The sequence below is a fragment of the Bacillus mexicanus genome (genome assembly GCF_050445615.1).
GTDB classification, from domain to species: domain Bacteria; phylum Bacillota; class Bacilli; order Bacillales; family Bacillaceae; genus Bacillus; species Bacillus mexicanus.
In genome coordinates, this window is sequence record NZ_JBCEYV010000001.1 from 695,624 (window position 1) to 714,970 (window position 19,347).

General features: G+C 42.5%; 22 protein-coding genes and 1 pseudogene. 16 read left to right on the forward strand and 7 right to left on the reverse strand.

What is annotated here, in order from left to right; translation table 11 throughout:
• Positions 1 to 60: 60 nt before the first annotated feature.
• The 9 genes from xpt (at position 61) to exnP (ending at position 9,088) form a co-directional block, all read left to right on the forward strand.
• Positions 61 to 645, forward strand: coding sequence for a xanthine phosphoribosyltransferase (gene xpt / locus AAGG74_RS03840; protein ID WP_429674571.1), 585 nt, complete (start codon positions 61 to 63; stop codon positions 643 to 645).
• Positions 642 to 1,958 carry a xanthine permease PbuX gene (gene pbuX / locus AAGG74_RS03845; RefSeq protein WP_429674572.1) on the forward strand — a complete coding sequence of 439 codons (1,317 nt, stop codon included), beginning with the start codon at positions 642 to 644 and terminating at the stop codon, positions 1,956 to 1,958. The genes xpt and pbuX overlap by 4 nt, the downstream gene beginning before the upstream one ends.
• 73 nt (positions 1,959 to 2,031) lie before the next feature.
• Positions 2,032 to 3,129, forward strand: a complete 1,098-nt coding sequence (locus AAGG74_RS03850) for a type III polyketide synthase (protein ID WP_238391403.1) — start codon at positions 2,032 to 2,034, stop codon at positions 3,127 to 3,129.
• A 3-nt stretch (positions 3,130 to 3,132) separates the two neighbouring features.
• A complete protein-coding gene (locus AAGG74_RS03855; RefSeq protein ID WP_429674573.1) occupies positions 3,133 to 3,639 on the forward strand; it encodes an isoprenylcysteine carboxyl methyltransferase family protein in 507 nt (168 codons plus the stop codon).
• Between the two features lie 70 nt (positions 3,640 to 3,709).
• The gene (gene fbpC / locus AAGG74_RS03860; protein ID WP_162102670.1) at positions 3,710 to 3,802 is read left to right on the forward strand and encodes a Fur-regulated basic protein FbpC; all 93 of its coding nucleotides are present in this window, start codon (positions 3,710 to 3,712) and stop codon (positions 3,800 to 3,802) included.
• Between the two features lie 171 nt (positions 3,803 to 3,973).
• Positions 3,974 to 7,555: a dynamin GTPase gene (dynA, locus tag AAGG74_RS03865; RefSeq protein ID WP_429674574.1), complete on the forward strand. Its 3,582-nt coding sequence runs from the start codon at positions 3,974 to 3,976 to the stop codon at positions 7,553 to 7,555.
• Positions 7,556 to 7,619: 64 nt separating this feature from the next.
• Positions 7,620 to 7,877 carry a YpbS family protein gene (locus AAGG74_RS03870; protein WP_162102672.1) on the forward strand — a complete coding sequence of 86 codons (258 nt, stop codon included), beginning with the start codon at positions 7,620 to 7,622 and terminating at the stop codon, positions 7,875 to 7,877.
• Between the two features lie 74 nt (positions 7,878 to 7,951).
• Complete coding sequence (locus tag AAGG74_RS03875) at positions 7,952 to 8,098, forward strand: hypothetical protein (RefSeq protein ID WP_072557089.1); 147 nt, start codon at positions 7,952 to 7,954, stop codon at positions 8,096 to 8,098.
• 99 nt (positions 8,099 to 8,197) lie between these two features.
• Positions 8,198 to 9,088: a 5'-3' exonuclease ExnP gene (gene exnP / locus AAGG74_RS03880; RefSeq protein ID WP_429674575.1), complete on the forward strand. Its 891-nt coding sequence runs from the start codon at positions 8,198 to 8,200 to the stop codon at positions 9,086 to 9,088.
• 7 nt (positions 9,089 to 9,095) lie between these two features.
• On the opposite strand, the gene sspL is transcribed toward exnP, so the two are convergent.
• From sspL to AAGG74_RS03895, 3 genes are read right to left on the reverse strand one after another with little or no spacing between them, the layout of a single operon-like run.
• Positions 9,096 to 9,224 (reverse strand): small, acid-soluble spore protein L, encoded by a 129-nt coding sequence (gene sspL / locus AAGG74_RS03885; protein ID WP_162102674.1) that lies wholly within the window; start codon positions 9,222 to 9,224, stop codon positions 9,096 to 9,098.
• Positions 9,225 to 9,263: 39 nt separating this feature from the next.
• Positions 9,264 to 9,662: a reverse transcriptase-like protein gene (locus AAGG74_RS03890; protein WP_162102675.1), complete on the reverse strand. Its 399-nt coding sequence runs from the start codon at positions 9,660 to 9,662 to the stop codon at positions 9,264 to 9,266.
• Positions 9,662 to 10,351 (reverse strand): queuosine precursor transporter, encoded by a 690-nt coding sequence (locus AAGG74_RS03895; protein WP_162102676.1) that lies wholly within the window; start codon positions 10,349 to 10,351, stop codon positions 9,662 to 9,664. The genes AAGG74_RS03890 and AAGG74_RS03895 overlap by 1 nt, the downstream gene beginning before the upstream one ends.
• A gap of 87 nt (positions 10,352 to 10,438) precedes the next feature.
• On the opposite strand from AAGG74_RS03895, the gene AAGG74_RS03900 reads away from it, so the two are divergent.
• Positions 10,439 to 11,119, forward strand: coding sequence for a ribonuclease H family protein (locus AAGG74_RS03900; protein ID WP_162102677.1), 681 nt, complete (start codon positions 10,439 to 10,441; stop codon positions 11,117 to 11,119).
• Entirely contained in the window at positions 11,112 to 11,294 is a 183-nt protein-coding gene (locus AAGG74_RS03905) for a zinc-finger domain-containing protein (RefSeq protein WP_162102678.1), read from the forward strand. The genes AAGG74_RS03900 and AAGG74_RS03905 overlap by 8 nt, the downstream gene beginning before the upstream one ends.
• A gap of 28 nt (positions 11,295 to 11,322) precedes the next feature.
• Here the strand turns inward: AAGG74_RS03905 and AAGG74_RS03910 are convergent, their stop codons facing one another.
• Positions 11,323 to 11,592 carry a DUF2564 family protein gene (locus AAGG74_RS03910; RefSeq protein ID WP_162102679.1) on the reverse strand — a complete coding sequence of 90 codons (270 nt, stop codon included), beginning with the start codon at positions 11,590 to 11,592 and terminating at the stop codon, positions 11,323 to 11,325.
• Positions 11,593 to 11,749: 157 nt separating this feature from the next.
• Here AAGG74_RS03910 and degR point away from each other — a divergent pair, with 157 nt between their 5' ends.
• The gene (gene degR / locus AAGG74_RS03915) at positions 11,750 to 11,932 is read left to right on the forward strand and encodes a transcriptional regulator DegR (RefSeq protein ID WP_162102680.1); all 183 of its coding nucleotides are present in this window, start codon (positions 11,750 to 11,752) and stop codon (positions 11,930 to 11,932) included.
• Between the two features lie 51 nt (positions 11,933 to 11,983).
• Here the strand turns inward: degR and cspD are convergent, their stop codons facing one another.
• The 3 genes from cspD to metA all read right to left on the reverse strand — a co-directional run bounded on the left by cspD (position 11,984) and on the right by metA (position 14,711).
• A complete protein-coding gene (gene cspD / locus AAGG74_RS03920; protein WP_003230776.1) occupies positions 11,984 to 12,184 on the reverse strand; it encodes a cold-shock protein CspD in 201 nt (66 codons plus the stop codon).
• 246 nt (positions 12,185 to 12,430) lie between these two features.
• Positions 12,431 to 13,579, reverse strand: coding sequence for a diglucosyl diacylglycerol synthase (locus AAGG74_RS03925; protein WP_162102681.1), 1,149 nt, complete (start codon positions 13,577 to 13,579; stop codon positions 12,431 to 12,433).
• Positions 13,580 to 13,805: 226 nt separating this feature from the next.
• A complete protein-coding gene (gene metA, locus AAGG74_RS03930; RefSeq protein WP_162102682.1) occupies positions 13,806 to 14,711 on the reverse strand; it encodes a homoserine O-acetyltransferase MetA in 906 nt (301 codons plus the stop codon).
• A 309-nt stretch (positions 14,712 to 15,020) separates the two neighbouring features.
• On the opposite strand from metA, the gene AAGG74_RS03935 reads away from it, so the two are divergent.
• The 4 genes and pseudogenes from AAGG74_RS03935 (at position 15,021) to ilvD (ending at position 19,290) form a co-directional block, all read left to right on the forward strand.
• Positions 15,021 to 15,503: a glutathione peroxidase gene (locus AAGG74_RS03935; protein ID WP_429674576.1), complete on the forward strand. Its 483-nt coding sequence runs from the start codon at positions 15,021 to 15,023 to the stop codon at positions 15,501 to 15,503.
• Between the two features lie 12 nt (positions 15,504 to 15,515).
• Positions 15,516 to 16,131, forward strand: a pseudogene (locus AAGG74_RS03940) (HD domain-containing protein).
• Between the two features lie 59 nt (positions 16,132 to 16,190).
• Positions 16,191 to 17,324 (forward strand): conserved virulence factor C family protein, encoded by a 1,134-nt coding sequence (locus AAGG74_RS03945; RefSeq protein ID WP_429674577.1) that lies wholly within the window; start codon positions 16,191 to 16,193, stop codon positions 17,322 to 17,324.
• Between the two features lie 289 nt (positions 17,325 to 17,613).
• A complete protein-coding gene (gene ilvD / locus AAGG74_RS03950) occupies positions 17,614 to 19,290 on the forward strand; it encodes a dihydroxy-acid dehydratase (RefSeq protein ID WP_429674578.1) in 1,677 nt (558 codons plus the stop codon).
• Positions 19,291 to 19,347 lie beyond the last annotated feature (57 nt).

The following is a 19,347-nucleotide window of genomic DNA, read 5'->3' on the forward strand; positions in this document are numbered from 1 at the left end:
GCTTGCTCTTTATTTGAGCGGGCAATGCTTTTTTTATTCTCATAATGGAGGTAAGGCAGGATGGAAGCATTAAAACGGAAAATTGAGGAAGAAGGCTTCGTATTATCCGATCAAGTATTGAAAGTGGATTCGTTTTTAAATCACCAAATTGATCCGCTGCTTATGCAGAAAATCGGAGACGAACTTGCGGCCAGGTTTGCAAAAGATAACATTACCAAAATTGTGACAATCGAATCGTCCGGAATCGCTCCTGCTGTGATGACGGGTTTGAAGCTGGGAGTGCCTGTTGTCTTTGCGAGAAAACATAAATCATTAACACTCACCGACAACTTGCTGACAGCATCTGTTTATTCCTTTACAAAGCAGACCGAAAGTCAAATCGCAGTCTCAGGAACCCATCTGTCGGATCAGGATCATGTGCTGATTATCGATGATTTTTTGGCAAATGGACAAGCGGCGCATGGGCTCGTTTCGATTGTGAAACAAGCGGGGGCTTCTATTGCAGGACTTGGCATTGTCATTGAAAAGTCATTTCAGCCTGGAAGAGAAGAACTGATAAACCTTGGTTATCGGGTGGAATCTTTGGCAAGAATTCAATCTTTAGCAGAAGGAAAAGTATCCTTCGTACAGGAGGTTCATTCATGAAAAACGGATTCGGCAAAACGCTGTCTTTAGGTATACAGCATGTGCTCGCCATGTACGCCGGTGCCATTGTCGTTCCTCTGATTGTCGGAAAAGCGATGGGACTGACTGTCGAACAGCTGACCTACTTAGTGTCGATTGATATTTTTATGTGCGGTGTGGCTACACTTCTGCAAGTGTTGAGCAACCGATTTTTCGGGATCGGGCTTCCGGTAGTGCTTGGCTGTACATTTACAGCAGTATCGCCGATTATTGCGATAGGAGCTGAGTACGGGGTTTCAGCGGTTTACGGAAGCATCATCGCGTCAGGTATTCTCGTTATTCTGATTTCGTTTTTCTTTGGAAAGCTAGCATCGTTTTTTCCGCCGGTCGTGACAGGCTCAGTTGTTACGATTATCGGTATTACCCTTATGCCGGTAGCGATGAATAACATGGCCGGCGGTGAAGGAAGTGCTGATTTCGGAGAGCTTTCCAATCTTGTTCTCGCCTTTGTCGTATTGAGTATCATTGTGCTTCTATATCGTTTCTCAAAAGGTTTTATCAAATCCATCTCCATTTTAATCGGTATTTTAATCGGGACATTCATCGCTTATTTTATGGGAAAAGTTCAGTTTGATAACGTTTCGGATGCTGCAGCTGTACAAATGATTCAGCCGTTTTACTTCGGCATGCCGTCTTTTCACGCAGCACCTATTATCACGATGTCCATCGTTGCCATTGTCAGCCTTGTAGAATCAACGGGTGTTTACTTTGCCTTAGGTGACCTGACGAACCGCCGTCTGACAGAGAAAGATTTGTCTAAAGGCTATCGCGCTGAAGGACTGGCTGTGCTTTTGGGCGGTATATTTAACGCTTTTCCATACACTGCATTCTCTCAAAATGTCGGGCTCGTACAGCTGACAGGAATCAAAAAAAATGCCGTTATTGTGGTCACGGGTATCATCTTAATGGCATTTGGGCTGTTTCCAAAGATCGCTGCTTTTACGACCATTATTCCATCTGCTGTTTTGGGCGGTGCGATGGTGGCGATGTTTGGAATGGTGATCGCTTACGGAATCAAAATGCTTAGCCGCATTGACTTTGCAAAACAGGAAAATCTGCTGATTGTTGCCTGTTCAGTCGGTCTGGGCCTCGGTGTGACAGTTGTACCGGATATTTTCAAGCAGCTTCCTAGTGCCTTAACGCTCCTTACAACAAACGGTATTGTCGCTGGCAGCATTACTGCTGTCATCTTGAATATCGTATATAACGTATTTTCTAGAGCTGAAAAAACAGAACGAAACGCTGATGCCATTGAGCAAAAAACAGCAGTCTAAACTCCGCCGCGGCGGAGTTTTTTTGTATATAAAAAAGATGGTTGCGGCACAATGTATGCAAAGAGGTGATTGCATGGCGTTTATTTTATCTATCGGAACAAGTCTCCCCATGAACGATGTAAATCAAGAAAAAGCGATTGAGTTTGCCCGCTATATGTTTCAGCATTCTTTTAAGGATATTGACAGGCTGTTAACCTCCTTTAAAAATGGGCAAATCCAATCAAGACAATTTGTCAAGCCGATTGAATGGTATAAAGAGGGTCACAGCTTTGAAGAAAAAAATCAAATATACATAGAAGAAACGCTAAAACACAGCAAAGAAGCTGTTCGCGAGTGTCTCTCTCATCCTGCATTTATTGAAGATGCCATTCCTTATGAGAAAGTAGATGCTGTGTTTTTCGTCTCCAGCACGGGTCTTTCCACACCGAGCATTGAGGCGCGTCTCATGAATGAACTGCCGTTTTCTCCATATACAAAACGGATTCCAATTTGGGGGCTGGGCTGTGCAGGCGGAGCCAGCGGACTCGCGCGCGCAGCAGAATACTGCAAAGCGTATCCCGAGGCTTTCGTGCTTGTCATTGCTGCTGAGCTGTGCAGCCTGACATTCCAGCCGGAAGACAAAACGAAAAGCAATCTGATTGGCACCTCACTTTTCGGTGATGGTATTGCCGCAGCTTTATTATGCGGAGGAAAAGCGGACCGCAGGGTGTCGAAATTGAAGCTTGCCCCGAAGGTAATAGATTCCCAGTCTGTTTTGATGAAACAATCAGAAGATGTAATGGGCTGGGATTTTACCGATCGGGGGTTCAAAGTCATTTTTTCTAGAGATATTCCGGATTTGGTGGAAAAATGGCTCAAAACAAATGTACAAGAGTTTTTGGCAAAACATTGGCTGACATGTCGTGATATCAGTGTTTTTTTGGCACATCCAGGCGGAAAAAAAGTAATCGACGCATACATTCAAAGTCTGGAGCTGACGCCAGAAAAGCTTTCATCAGCTCAATACATATTGCAACAACATGGAAATATGTCTTCAGCCACAATATTGTATGTCATCAAAGACCATCTGTTAAACGGACATAAAAAGGAAGCTGAACGGGGGCTGATTGGCGCATTAGGACCTGGGTTTTCATCAGAGCTGCTGTTATTCAGCTGGGAGAAGGGGGCTTGATTTATGTTTTGGTTGTTAATTGCTATTCTCATTGCGCAAAGAGCAGCTGAAATGGCAGTAGCCAGACAAAATGAACAAAAGGTAAAGCAACAAGGGGCAATGGAATTCGGGGAGAGCCATTACCCATATATGATCATCATGCACATCCTTTTTTTCCTGTCATTAATGGCGGAAGTGCTGCTGATGAACAAACAGCCGTCAAGCTGGTGGATCGCTATCGCGGTTGCTATCGCAACCGTTCAGGCAGTACGTTATTGGGCGCTTTGTTCCTTAGGGTCATATTGGAATACGAAAATCCTCGTCGTTCCAGGTGCGGAGCTTGTGAAAAAAGGCCCTTATAAATGGATGAAGCACCCTAACTATACCGTGGTCATCTTAGAAATTGTATTGATTCCGCTGCTGTATCAAGCGTACGTTACGATGTGTCTGTTTTCCATTTTAAATGCCGCAATGTTAACAGTGAGAATTCGTACAGAAGACAAAGCTTTAGAGGAATACGGTATAAAATAGAGATTGAAAATCATTCTCATCCATGTTAAAATGAACATGAAAAAGATTCTCAATCAGGATGGTGAAGCAAATGACAATGCTGTTTTTGTTTGGGGCGGTCTGTACATATAGTGTGTTAATTGGATTTGTATTAAAAGGAATCTCTAATAAATCGGTTTCATGAATCTAAGAATCATTTAAGTTTTCAGATTTTTGCAGAAGCTGCCGTAATGGCGGCTTTTTTCTATTCTCTTAAAGAAATTTGGCTCATTCTTGTGTAAAATGAGAAAAAGGGTTATATTCAGATCTTTCAAAAAAGGTTCACAATTGATACGGCGCAAAGGGGTTCAGATTGATGACAAAACATAACAGAAAACAGCTTTTGCACAAAACAGGAGAACTTTACAAGCACCTCATTGAGAATCAAGACGACCAAAGGGCGGCTAAACTGGCAGCAGTTATGAAAAAAGCAGCTGATGAGGAAATTTATATCGCGTTTACCGGGCATTATTCAGCAGGGAAGTCGTCACTGCTGAACTGCCTGCTAATGGAGGAGATTTTGCCGACAAGTCCGATTCCGACAAGCGCTAACACTGTTGTGATCAGAAACGGTGAAAAGCGAGTTCGGCTTCATACAACAGACGGGGCGTATGCTGAGCTGGAGGGATCTTACCAGAAGGAAAAGGTGCAGCAATATTGCAAAGACGGCGAACAAATTGAAAGCGTTGAAATTTTTGACCGGTATACTGAGATCGATTCTGGGGTAGCGTATATTGACACCCCTGGGATTGATTCTACTGACAACGCTCATTTTCTGTCGGCCGCGTCCATTCTCCATCAGGCAGATGCGTTGTTTTACGTCGTTCATTATAATCATGTGCACGCTGAGGAAAATGTGAAGTTTCTCAGATCGATAAAAGAAAGTATTCCCAATGTGTATTTTATCGTAAATCAAATTGACCGCCATGACGAGACGGAGACTCGCTTTGAAGACTATAAAGTGCAGGTAGAGGAGATGCTTTGCAATGAAGGCATTTCGAAGGAAGCGCTCTATTTTACGTCAGTGACAGAACCAAACCATCCGTTCAATCAGATTCGGCTTCTGCGAAAAGAATTAAAAAGAATAGAGCGGCAATCAAAAAACAATTTGCAGACTTTAACCGAACAAAAAGTCCACAATCTGCTGAAGGAACATACGGAAATGCTTTTGAAAAACGAAACAGACGGTCCAAGCTTTGCTGAACAGCTTGATACACAAATGGCACTGGTCCAATCGCTGCGTGATCAATTGGCTGAGACGGCAAAACAAACGACTAGTGCAGAAAACAGGATGAAAGAAGAAATCAATCTCATCTTAAAAAACGCCAATCTGACACCTTTTGAAATGCGTGAGCTGGCAGCTGCATACCTAGAATCAAGAGAGCCTTCTTTTAAAACAGGTTTATTCTTTTCGAAAGCGAAAACTGCACAGGAAAGAGAGAGAAGAAGGAATGTTTTTTTCTCTGATGTGACAAAACGGACAGAGGCTGAAGCGGATTGGCATATGATAGACACGCTCCATGACCTTGCGAAGGCATTCCATGTTCATACCGCTGAAAGTGAACAGCGCATACAGGCCTATTCCACTCCGCTTGAAATTGACATCATTGAACGTGCGGTCAAGCAGGGGGCAGCTTTTTCCTCTGAATATGTATTGCAATATACAAAAGACTTGGCAGAGCTTATCCGCAAAGAAGCGAAAAGAAAAGCGGCAGACATCATAAAGCCGCTGGCTGAGATGGTAAAAGAGCGTGTTTTCAAAGACATGCAAATGATTAATGATCGGCTGATTCAGGAATCGGAAAAACTTGCCCTCCTGCAAGAACAGGCCCAATTAGAACATAATGCACGTGAAAAAGCCGATCGCATGTGGGCCATGTGGGAAACGAAGCCAGGAAATCCAAAGCAGGTAGACATGGACTGGTTTAAAACGAAGAAAAAAACAGTGCCAGCTCCAGAGCAGAAACAAAATCAAGACCAGAAAACGCTGCAGCCGATGCAAAAATCAGAAATCAAAACGGGGCAGGGGTACCGGCTTCAAGACCAAATCAAACGCTTTCACATGTTGTCTGATCTTTTAGGAGAATACAGCGTGTTATCGAAGCAAACGGCAGCATTTCAGGAAAGGATTAAAAGACTTGAGGACCGGAATTTTACACTTGCGCTTTTTGGGGGCTTCAGCTCGGGAAAATCGTCATTTGCCAATGCACTTGTTGGTGAAAAGGTACTGCCGTCTTCTCCAACGCCAACCACAGCCACCATTAACAAAATCACAAAACCAACCGAAGTGCATCTAAATAAAACAGCTGATGTCGTGTTTAAGTCGGAAGCTGATTTAACGGCAGACATTATGCAGCTTACCGGGATACAAGAAGAACCCGCAGGCCGCTCTTTCACCGAAAAGTGGGAAAAGGCCGTCAAAAAAAGCAGGCTTCAAAAAGAACATATCAAATTGATCGACAACTTCCTGCTCGCACATGAAAAGTATCAGCAATATATACAGGAACAAAAGAAATTAACGATACCGCTGTCTGAATTAAAGCCGTATGTGGCGGAGGAGGCAACAGCCTGCGCTGTAAAAGAGGTGACGGTCTATTATACATGCCCGCTCACTGAAAAAGGAATTACAATCGTTGATACGCCAGGCGCAAGCAGCATGAACAAACGGCATACAGAGCTGGCGTTCCAATATATAAAAGATGCTGATGCATTTTTTTATATGACCTATTATCAGCACTCCTTTTCGAAAGGAGACCGTTCATTTTTGCGGAAGCTTGGGCTTGTAAAAGAATCGCTCAGCACAGATAAGATGATTTTCATCATTAATGCAGCAGATCTTGCAAAAGATAAAACAGAGCTCGAAACAGTGACTGATTATGTCAGCGCAGAGCTTGCAAAAGAAGGGATTCACAAACCGCAGCTCTTTACCGTATCAAGTAAGGAGGAACTGCTGGGAAAAACGGAATCATTTTATAATCAGTTTCAGAAAGTAAGAAATCACTTAGAACGCTTTATCGAAGTGGATGTAAAAAAAGCGTCAGCTGCACAGCTCAGTTCGGAAGCAGACAAACTATGCGAAACTGTTTTCCAGCTCCGTCAATCTCAGCTTCAGTCCAAGGAGGAAAAGGAAGAGCAGAAACAGCGCTTAACTTTGTCATATGAGCGAGCTGCTGCAGAGATCGAAAAACGACAGAACTCAAAAACCATCATTGAGAAAGTGAAAAAAGATACAAAAGAACAGCTTTATCACATTACACAGCGATTATCCTTTTTTGCGAATGATTTATTAAAATCAGCATTTCATCCCGGGCTTCAGAATGGGGATTGGAGAAACAATGTCGGTAAGGCGATGGCCGCCGCCTTACAAGAATATCAGTTTGAATATGTTCAGGAAATCAAAACGCTTGACGTCCGCATGAGCGGTTTCATTGAACGGCATCTTGCCGAAGAGTGGCTGGTAAGCTTTCAAAAAACATTAAACGAGGACGGTTATTTTTCCATTTATACAAATGATCAGCATTCGAAAGGCATTCAACTGAAGGAAGTTGCACCTGAAATAGCTGCACATGCCTTTGAGCAGGAACAAAAAGGGATTAAATCACCAAAGCACTTTTTTGAACAGAAAGGAAAAGCAGCCTTTATCGAAGCTGTGCGGACGAAACTCAATAAAATCACAGAGAATTGGGTGAAAAATGAAGAGGAAAGCCTCCTTTCTCATTACACAGATCATCTCAGCCGCTTGCAGGAAGAGATGGCTGAAAACGCAATGAAACAAATAAAGGATCAAAAAGAGACATATGTAAGGGGATATGAGCAGGGGGAACAGGCGAAGGAGATTGAAAAGGCATACCGAGCATGTATCTCCTGGCAAAGATCAGATCATTCAATAAAAATGTAAAATTCAGTTGGCGTGTCTGACAAGTCATGATAGACTAAATAGAAAAAAGCGAGATGAGCGATTCATGTCAGAGGTACATAAAGCAATTTCAGCACATTCATCAAAACAGCATGAGCATATCAAAGCATTTGTACGACTTGAAAACATGCGTGAAATGGCCATTGAAGAAGCGATTTCAAAATGCAAAAACGATGAGCCTTTTACGACAGATGCCATTAATGAAATAACCGAGCAAATGAATCAGCTCGCCAAAAAAGGCATTGTCCCGACAAGACGCCTTGTGTCAAAAGAAATGGTCAGAGAATACGCAGGCAGCCTATAAGCTGGATGATCCTGTCGCGAGTGAATCTCTTGCGGGAAGCATATACTATATGTATCCGACGTAAGGGGGGATTCATGTTGGGCAGAACAAAGCTGGGAAACAGAAATGCACAGGCCAATAACAATGCCAAAAAGAAAAATGGGTTTCAAACCCATTTTGACTCTTACGCAGGACGCGAAGCTGAAAAGCTGATCGCCAGCAACAAAAGACATAGCGACTGATTTGTCGTCGAACAGCATCTCTTATTGGAGAGATGCTGTTTTTTATTTTGCGCTGCTTTATGGTAAAATAGAAGGAATGAAAGAAAAGGGAGTTAATTTATGAATCAAAATAAACTATTGCTGGTTGACGGCATGGCTCTTTTATTCCGAGCTTTTTTTGCAACGGCTGTGCATCGCAACTTTATGATAAATGACAGCGGAGTGCCGACGAACGGTGTCAATGGTTTTTTAAAGCATTTGATCACATCAGTTGAAACATTCCAGCCGACACACGTCATCTGCTGTTGGGACATGGGAAGCAAAACGTATCGAAATGATCTGTTCCAAGATTATAAGGCGAACCGCAGTGCACCCCCAGAAGAACTGATCCCGCAGTTTGAGTTGGCTAAGGAAGCGGCCGCAGAGCTTGGTATTATAAACATTGGATTTGCCAGGTATGAAGCGGATGATTGCATCGGAACACTTGCCGCTTTGTTTGCTAATGAAGCTGACATCACGATTGTAACGGGAGACAGAGATTTGCTTCAGCTGTTAACAGATGAAGTGAGCGTGGCCTTGCTCCAAAAAGGAATTGGAAATTATAAAGTTTATACAAAAGAGGCTTTTTATGAAGAAACAGGCATCCTGCCGAAGGCCTTAATTGATATTAAAGCGCTTATGGGTGATTCCAGTGATAACTATCCTGGCGTCAGAGGGATTGGCGAAAAAACAGCCTATAAACTGATTCGTGAATACGAAACGATTGACCGGTTATTAGAAAATCTTTCGCTTCTTCCGAAGGGACAGCAGGGGAAAATTCAGCAAGGTTTGAGCGATTTGGAGATGTCGAGGAAGCTTGCGGAAATTCACTGCTCTGTGCCGCTGGTCTGCACCTTGAATGATGCTTTGTTTACTCTGCAAATGGAGCAGGCGGCTGCCATGCTTCGGCGCCATCAAATCAAAGGAATTGAACGTATGCTTGAAAAATTGAACGCTAGAGAGATCGTATAGATCTTCTCTAGCGTTTTGTATTGCTTTTTTTGGCTCTTTCCTCAAGCTCGGTTTTAGGGTCATTATGTGTATTACCATCCAGGTCGCCCTGTGGAGTTGCACCGCCGGTCAGCCGGCCTTTATTTTTCTTTTTCATGTCAGTCACCTCATCACTAGGATGACCAATGATCCAGATTTAATTCTTATCATTCATCCAAATCGCGTTTTTTGCGAGCAGATCGGCTTTTTGGTTTTGCTTGCTTGGTATCCATTTGATGAAAAAAAGAGGGAAGCCTGCTTTTAATCGGATGATCTCCTCCACATATGGTTGAAACAATTTATTTTTAACCATTTCAAACTCAGCTGCACGCTCCACGATATCTGAATCAGTTCGAAAGGAAACAGATTGATACCCGCGCTTTGCACATAGCTTCATTCCTTCAATTAATGCAAGAAATTCAGCTTCCTGGTTTGTATGTATTCCGACTGGAATAGAGAAAGATTCTGCTTTTCCTTCATGTTTAATGAAAATGCCGATACCGGAAGGCCCGGGATTACCAGCGCTTGCGCCGTCTACATATATTTCAGCAAGCATTATGAACTCCTTTCATCATTCGGTATCATTTTTTTGGCTGTATAGGCATATGGCAATGAAATCAAAGATACCGCAAACTTAATCAAATATGTTGAAATAAAGATATGAAGCCAAATGTTTGGCGGATAAATGCCGAGAAAAGCGACGCTTGTAAAAATAAATGTATCCAACAGCTGGCTGACTGCTGTACTGCCGCCGTTTCTGAGCCATAAAAGCCGATCGGAAGGAAATATCCTTCTGATTGCCGAATATACATAAACATCCAGTGTTTGGCTGAAGATAAAGGCAAGCAGACTTCCTAACGCGACGCGTGGAAGGAAGCCGAAAATCGTTTCCAGCGCGGTTTGTGACATGTCGCTGGAGGCCGGTTCAAAAAGGAGCACGCCCTGCATGACTGCTGTCAGTGTCAGAAGGGTTGAGAATCCGAGCCATACCGCTTTTCTGGCTTCAGCCGGTCCGTATTTTTCATTCAGCACATCTGTCGCAAAAAAGATTGTGCCGTACATCACATTTCCGAGTGTTGCTGTTAAGCCAAACAGTTCTACTGTTTTGACCACTTGAAGGTTGGCACAGACTGTGGCAAAACCAATCCAAACAAACAGTCCCATTTTGCCAAATCCTTTATAAAACAAGAGAACAATGATAAAATTAATGATCGCAAAAACGATCCAAAACAAGTTGTTAAACAAAATAAAGAAGCTTCCTTTCCGGGATAAGATTGGTTTGATTATAGCACAAGCCCTGCAACTAATGAAATGAATGGTAAGGTGATATCAATGAAGCTCAAACCGCATATGAAAATAGAAGCAAAAGGAACGGGATCTGTCTCGTTTTTGGGAGAAGACTGGCTGACAGCACAGCAGGCCCGTATGCTTGCGAGAGAACTTGGCCGTTTTCCATACATGAAAGAACTCGAATTTGAAGATGAAAAAGGCGGCAGCTGGTCGCTGAAGGAATTGGAAAAGTTGACAGAGGAGCTTGCTCATGAGCCTGATGACATTACTGTTTATTTTGACGGCAGCTTCGATAAGGAGAGCGAGCTGGCCGGACTCGGAATTGTCATTTATTATTCATTAGGAGGAATCCGGCATCGTTTGCGAAAAAATAAAAGTTTCCGGCTGAAAACCAATAATGAAGCTGAATACGCGGCGCTTTATGAAGCGATAAGGGAAGTAAGAGAGCTTGGGGCAAGCAGAAATTCAATTACGATCAAAGGGGACTCGCTTGTTGTGCTGAATCAGCTTGATGGCAGCTGGCCTTGCTATGACCCGTCTCATAATGAATGGCTGGACAAAATAGAAGCACTCCTTGAATCGCTGAAGCTTACTCCAACCTACGAAACCATACAGCGGAAAAACAACCAGGAAGCTGATGGACTCGCTAAAAAAATTCTATCCCATCAATTCGTGGAAAGCCACACGACATTAGACCGTAACGGAGATGACGATATTGGATAAGAAAATGATCTTTAAAGAACTGACAGAATTGCACGATGAATATTGCAAGGACTGTTTTATCAAGAAGCAGTTCCGCAAAGAATTTGGCAAAACCTATGCGCATTCATTTTGTATTAATAAATGTACGGTTGGTGAAAAGCTGAGAGCCTACGGCGATGTTTTAACCAATCACTAAACAAAAAAACCGCAGAAGCTGCGGTTTTTTATTGTTTGAACTCATCAAGCTGATGCTGACTGTCATCCAGAAGCTGTTGCTGCTGTTGTACAAATTCAGAATCATCCAGAGCTGTCAGCTCTTCAGATTGCGATAGTTCTCTTGCATCCTCAATGGCTTGGTATGCGGCATCAACTAATGTTGTGCTTCGCCCTCGCGTCGCAGCTCCTGTCGTTTTCTGCGCTGTTTCCACCGCCAGTTCTAGCTGCCGTTTATCAGTAAAGCCAATTTGATCCTCATTATGAAATTCTGAAGTCATAAAAAACACCTCCGCACTTATTTTGCAGAGATTTTTTGAAATTTATGCACCAAAATAGAAAATAAAATAAAAATAAGCCGATATAACTATTGAACCACAAAAAATAGGACTGTTTTACTATTTGAGGTATCTTGGCAGAGAAGGGGAACGCAGTTATATGGATGATAAAGACTTGAAGTCGATCCTTCACAAAACGTTTGTAGAAATATACAATGATTTAGAAGAACTGGCGGATATCGCGAAAAAAGGGAAGCCGTCAATGGAAAAACATATTGAAGACATTGAGCAGAGGTGCAAACAAAATATTTTGGCGATTGAAATCCAGATGAAAATCAAATAGGAGAGGCATTTGCCTCTCCTATATTTGTCATCTCATCATCATGTATTGAGTTTAGAGTTTTACAACATTAGAAGCTTGAGGTCCACGATTACCTTCGACAATTTCAAAAGAAACTTCTTGTCCTTCTTCTAATGATTTGTATCCGTCTCCTTCGATAGCTGTGAAGTGAACAAATACATCGTCTCCGCCTTCAACTTCAATGAAGCCGAATCCTTTTTCGTTGTTGAACCATTTTACTTTACCGTTTTGCATATTGCTTAATTCCTCCTAGTACTGTAGCACATGAGTGCTAAAAAAAATTTTTGTCATCATTTAACGGTGATTTATTGTTAAATGATGGTTCAACTATACACCATATGAAAACATGCGTCAAGTTGTGAAACTGCTTATTTTTCAAAAGAAGGCACATTTCGAAAAAGAAGTGTAACCGTTATTATTAATGGATGAATATAAATAAAAAAAGAGCACACGATTTTCGTATGCTCTCCAGAATATTGATTAAGATAATGCTTTGGCTTTTTGTTTATCTGTCATCATTTCAGATTCCTTCAGAATATCCTCTAAAATCACTTCGGAAGAGTTGGTTAAGTGAAGAGCCTTAATGTTTTTCTTCATGCGACGTAAAGTATCTTCATCTGCAAGAAGGGAAGTGACTGACTCGAGAATCTCTTCATGACGATTCACGACGATCGCAGCTCCTCGATCCTCAAAGAAGTTTGCATTTTCTTTTTCCTGGCCAGGCACGGGTTTGTACAGAATGACGGGCACACCGATGGCAGTTGCTTCTGTCAAAGTAATGCCTCCGGGTTTTGTAATCATGCAATCTGTGATTCGAAACAGCTCATCAATGCGCTCCACATAGCCGAGAACTTTTAATTTGTCACTGTTTTCTGATTCAAGCACACTTAAAGATTCTTTCAAAGCCGTGTTTTTTCCGCACACAACAACCACTTGCACATGATCATCTTTAACAAGGTTTTCACACAGCTCTTTTACGTTTTTTAATACACCGTGGGCACCTGCCATGATCAAAAGCACTTTTTTGTTCGGTGTAAGATTGTACTTTTTATATATCGGTTCCACCGGCATGGATTCTTCAAATTGGGGCCTGATAGGAATTCCGGTAATTTTTACGTTGCTTGGATGAGTGCCGATCTCCAACAGTTTTTCCTTTACATAATCTGTTGCCACATAATATTTATCCACGTTTTCGTGAACCCAGATTTTGTGAAGGCAAAAATCAGTCATAACGTTAAAGGTAGGAATGACTCTCCCTGTTCGGCGTCTGTATTCCGGCACGACGATCATCGGAAATGTATTAATAATAATATCGGGCTGATGTTTATCAACAAGCTCGCCCAATCGTTTATTTCCCATTTTGAAATAAATATTGAATTTGCGTTTATTATAGATTTTGTCAACTCCGTAATAAAACAAACGATAAAACTGTTTCCCGATTGAGAAGCTTTTTAAATAAAGGTATTGAGTTACCTCTGAAACAATCGGATTTGACTCTTGGTACAAATTAGAAACTGTAACATGCTGAAAGCCGAGCCGTACACATTGCTCATAAAGCGTTTTGGCTACCTGCATATGTCCATTTCCGTAATTTGCAGTCAAAATTAATATTCTTTTATTGGTATTCAAGTAAATTCACCTCAATGTAATCAACAACAAGCAAGCTTCATGCATCGTAAGGAGTTAATGTCTATACATAAACATAACACAAATACATAATCAAATTAGTAATGCAGTAAAAAATTAAGCTAGTTTTAAAAGATTTGGATCCCAGTATGTTAAATTTTTGTTATAGGCAGACTGAATCAGATGTATTTTATCATATTTTTTGCTCAGCGTATCACTATAAAAAAAATTAGTCCCATTCATAAGGAGTTTCTTGGTAAACGTAATAATTCAGCCAGTTCATAAACAATAATGTCGCATGCGCTTTCCAGCGATTCACTGGCTCTTTGCTTTCTTTTGCAAAATAGTGCTTAGGCGCCTCGACAGTAGAAAGGTTTCGTTCCAAATCTCTTTCATACTCTTGAAGAAGCGTATTTGTATCATATTCGGGGTGCCCTGTTAAAAATACTTGTTTTTCGTCTTTTGACACAATTAAGCAAACCCCAGCTTCCTCTGATGCGGATAGAATATGTAAATCAGGCACTGCTTGAAGCTGTTCCATATTTATATCTGTATGCCGGGAATGCGGCACGTAGTATAGCTCGTCAAAACCTCTTACCAATCTTTCATGTTTTGAAAGAACTGTATGTTCGAACACGCCGAAGACCTTATTCGGCATTTGAATTTTTTCCACTCCGTAATGATAATACAAACCTGCTTGAGCTCCCCAGCAAATATGCAAGGTTGAAGTAACATTTGTTTTGCTCCACTCCATAATCTCTTTGAGCTCTTCCCAATAAGAAACATCTTCAAACGCCAAATGCTCGATCGGCGCACCAGTGATAATCATGCCATCAAACTTCTTGTGACGGATATTGGAAAAAGTCGTGTAAAATTCGTCCAGGTGTTCTCTTGCAGTGTTTTTCGGCGTGTGTGTGCTTGGGATTAAAAATGTAAAATGAACTTGTAAAGGCGAATTTCCAAGCAATCTGAGAAGCTGAGTCTCTGTTTGGATTTTTTTCGGCATCAAATTCAATATGATAATTTTTTGCGGCCGGATATCCTGATGAAATGCTCTGCTTTCATCCATTACAAATATATGCTCACTCTCAAGCACCTGTTTTGCCGGCAGGTGTGTTGGTATATTTATAGGCAACGTGCCACCCCCATCATTTCCCCGTCTGATTTTCTTCATTATAGGAATTTTTACGCCAATTTTCAATCTATCTATATGTGTTAAGGGGAGAAACAACAGAAAACTCTTTAAATAAAACGCATAGATACGCCTTTTGGTTTCACCGTAAAATAATTTTCCATCGGGATTACAGAAGGGGATTGGAGCGTTTTATAGAAAGAAAAGAGATAAAAAATGAGCCTCATGAAGAGCTGGGGGTCACATGCATTTTGAATTGAAATATAAAAAAGGTAAAATAATCATCAGCAGGGGGACATAGGAGGGACTTATATGTCGATATATGAGATGAAGGTACGTACAATTACAGGGAAGGACATGACACTTCAGCCTTTTGCCGGTAAAGTGTTAATGATCGTGAATACAGCGAGTAAATGCGGTTTTACTCCTCAGCTTAAGCAGCTTCAGGAGTTATATGATACATATCAGCAGGAAGGCTTAGAGATCTTAGGGTTTCCCTGTAATCAATTTATGAACCAAGAGCCTGGCGACGAGACAGACATACAGAATTTCTGTGAAACAAATTACGGTGTTACGTTTCCTATGTTCTCGAAAGTAGAAGTGAATGGAAAAAACGCCCATCCCCTGTTTGTGTATTTGACAGAGCATGCGAAAGGGATGCTTGGAACTAAGGCGATCAAGTGGAATTTCACGAAGTTTATCGTGGACAGAAACGGAGTGGTTGTTGGCCGCTATTCTCCAAATACAAATCCGAAAGAACTGGAAGACGTGATCATAAAACAATTAGGGCGATAAAAGGGTGATTTTATGAAGGGATGTAAGCACAAAGAGCAAATCAGGTCATGGGTTCAATCTGTCCTAACGGGTGAGAGCGCTGGGCATGATTGGCATCATGTATTAAGAGTGGCAGAACTTGCTGTGTATATTGGAGAAAAAGAGAGCCGGATTTGCTCATTGTGAAACAGCAGCGTTGGTTCATGATGTGATTGATGACAAACTCCCTGAGACGGTCAGGCTTTCTCTAGGTGAAGTATATAATCAGCTCGTTTTTTTCGGAATCGAAAGAGAGGCTGCTGACAGAGTGATTCACATCATCACAAGGATGTCTTTTCGGGACAGAAAAAAGCTTGATGGCGAGCCGCTCTCGATTGAAGGAAAGGTTGTGCAGGACGCTGACAGGCTTGATGCGATCGGTGCTGTAGGTATTGCCAGAGCTTTTATGTTTGCTGGGGTAAAAGGACACGGTCTTTACGGTGATGATCAAAGCGCCTATGCTCATTTTTTTCATAAGCTGCTTCGATTGAAAGATATGATGAATACAGAAACTGCACGGGACCTGACAGAAGAAAGACATGATTTTATGGTGCAGTTTATCGGCCAATTAGAAAAAGATGCACCTGGAATAGATGCCAAAACGTCGTAATAGAAGGCTTGGAGCGACTATGATAGAATAAGTCACAGATATGCTATAGGAGGACGATCATGAAGATAAAATCAATTGAACCTACGCCAAGCCCGAATACGATGAAGGTCATCCTGACAGAAGAGCTTCCGGCAGGCAAAAGCAATAACTATAAACAGGATGAAGCAGAAGGCGCACCGCCAGTTATAGCGGAAATCCTTAAAATAGAAGGTGTTAAAGGGGTATACCATGTCGCTGATTTTCTTGCTGTTGAACGGAATGCGAGATACGACTGGAAAGACATTTTACCGCAAGTCCGCACTGCATTTGGGATGGAAAGCGCTGAAAGCAAAGAAGAAAACCGCTCTGAGCAAGAATCTTTTGGAGAGGTGAAAGTTTTTGTGCAGATGTTCAGCGGCATTCCTATGCAGGTCAAATTGACGGATGGGGAGCGGGAAGAGCGCTTCGGCTTACCTGAACGCTTTCAGCAGGCGATCTTAAAACTCAGGTCTGAATCGTCAAACGTTGTGTTTGAGCGGGCCTGGAAGGAGCAAGGTGTCAGATTCGGCGATTTTAATGAAATCGGTCATGACGTGACAGAAGAGCTTCAGGCTGCTTACAGTGATGAACGGCTGAAACGGCTGGCAGAAGCTGTTGCTGAAGGAACGGGAGAAGCAAAACAAGCTGTACAGCGCAAAGCCTATAAAGTAACGCTTGACATGCTTGATGAAGAAGACTGGAAAAAGCGTTATGCACACCTCGAACAGATGGATCCGAAAGAAGAGGATATCCCGGTTTTACAGAAGGCGTTGGATGATCCGAAAGTATCCATCAGAAGGCAGGCTGTTGTGTATATAGGAATGATTGAAACACCTGATGTTCTTCCTTTATTGTATAAAGCGCTTGAAGATAAAGCTGTCTCAGTCAGAAGAACGGCCGGAGACTGCCTGTCTGATATAGGTGATCCGCAAGCCATCCCCGCTATGATCAAGTCGTTAAGCGATTCCAGCAAGCTTGTTCGCTGGCGTGCGGCTATGTTTCTATACGAAGTCGGCGATGAAAGTGCAATTGAAGCATTGCGAGCTGCCGAAGATGACACCGAATTTGAGGTCAGCCTTCAGGTGAAAATGGCGCTTGAACGTATTGAGCATGGAGAAGAAGCAAAAGGTTCGGTTTGGAAACAAATGACAGAGAGCAGAAAAAAAGGCGAATAATAAAAAGAAAAAGGCGCAGATGATGCGTCTTTTTTATGTGAATTGATTTTTTATAAAAATTATTGCGAATATTGTTGAAAAATACCCGAAAACTATTTATAGTAAGTAACAATATTAATAGTTGGAGGGTTCACATCGACAGAAAGCTATATAAATATAAAAACATGAAGAAAACAACTAAGGCGAGGGCGGCCCTGTATTTCATCTATTGCAAAATCAGCCCGAAATAAACTGAAAATTTTTAAAATAAAATCCAATCTAACAATTGAAAGAATATAGGGGGATCACCATGGCAGAATTACGCAGTAACATGATCACACAAGGAATTGATAGAGCTCCGCATCGCAGTTTGCTTCGTGCAGCAGGTGTAAAAGAAGAGGATTTCGGCAAGCCGTTTATTGCGGTTTGTAATTCATACATTGATATCGTTCCCGGTCATGTTCACTTGCAGGAGTTTGGGAAAATCGTAAAAGAAGCAATCAGAGAAGCCGGCGGTGTGCCATTTGAATTTAATACCATCGGAGTAGATGATGGCATCGCAATGGGGCATATCGGTATGAGATATTCGCTGCCGAGCCGTGAAATCATCGCTGACTCTGTGGAAACGGTCGTATCCGCACATTGGTTTGACGGAATGGTCTGTATTCCGAACTGTGACAAAATTACGCCGGGAATGCTTATGGCTGCAATGCGAATCAACATTCCGACGATTTTTGTCAGCGGCGGACCGATGGCGGCAGGAAGAACTAGTGACGGGCGAAAAATCTCCCTTTCTTCAGTATTCGAAGGGGTAGGCGCTTACCAAGCCGGAAAAATTAACGAAAATGAACTTCAAGAGCTTGAGCAGTTTGGATGCCCAACGTGCGGGTCTTGCTCCGGCATGTTTACGGCAAACTCAATGAACTGTCTCTCCGAAGCACTTGGACTTGCCTTACCGGGCAATGGAACCATTCTCGCGGCATCGCCAGAACGCAAAGAGTTTGTCAGAAAATCGGCTGTACAATTGATGGAAACCATTCGCAAGGATATCAAACCGCGTGATATTGTTACTGAAAAGGCGATTGATAACGCATTTGCACTCGATATGGCGCTCGGAGGTTCAACAAATACCGTTCTTCATACGCTAGCTCTTGCAAATGAAGCCGGTGTGGAATACTCTTTAGAACGCATCAACGAAGTTGCTGAGCGCGTGCCGCATTTGGCTAAGCTGGCACCTGCTTCAGATGTGTTTATTGAAGACCTTCATGAAGCGGGCGGCGTGTCAGCGGCTCTGAATGAACTTTCCAAGAAAGAAGGAGCACTTCATTTAGATGCCCTGACTGTTACAGGGGAAACACTTGGAGAAACCATTGCCGGACATGAAGTGAAGGATTATGACGTCATCCATCCGCTGGATCAGCCATTCACTGAAAAAGGCGGTCTCGCTGTTTTGTTCGGTAATCTGGCTCCGGACGGCGCTATCATTAAAACAGGCGGCGTACAAAACGGAATCACGAGACACGAAGGGCCGGCTGTTGTATTTGATTCTCAGGATGAGGCGCTTGACGGTATTATCAACCGGAAAGTCAAAGAAGGCGATGTTGTCATCATCCGATACGAAGGACCAAAAGGCGGACCTGGCATGCCGGAAATGCTGGCGCCTACGTCTCAAATCGTTGGAATGGGGCTTGGGCCAAAAGTAGCTCTGATCACGGACGGTCGTTTTTCCGGGGCCTCCCGAGGACTCTCAATCGGCCACGTATCACCAGAGGCCGCTGAGGGAGGACCGCTTGCCTTTGTTGAAGATGGAGACCATATCATTGTTGATATTGAAAAACGTATTTTGGATGTGCAAGTGCCGGAGGAAGAGTGGGAAAAGCGGAAAACCAACTGGAAAGGTTTTGAACCGAAAGTGAAAACTGGCTACTTGGCACGTTATTCTAAACTTGTGACAAGCGCCAACACCGGAGGTATTATGAAAATCTAGGCAGCGGGGAACACTTTCTTCTATTTTAAGGTGTGAACATTTGAAATCGAGTCCTCT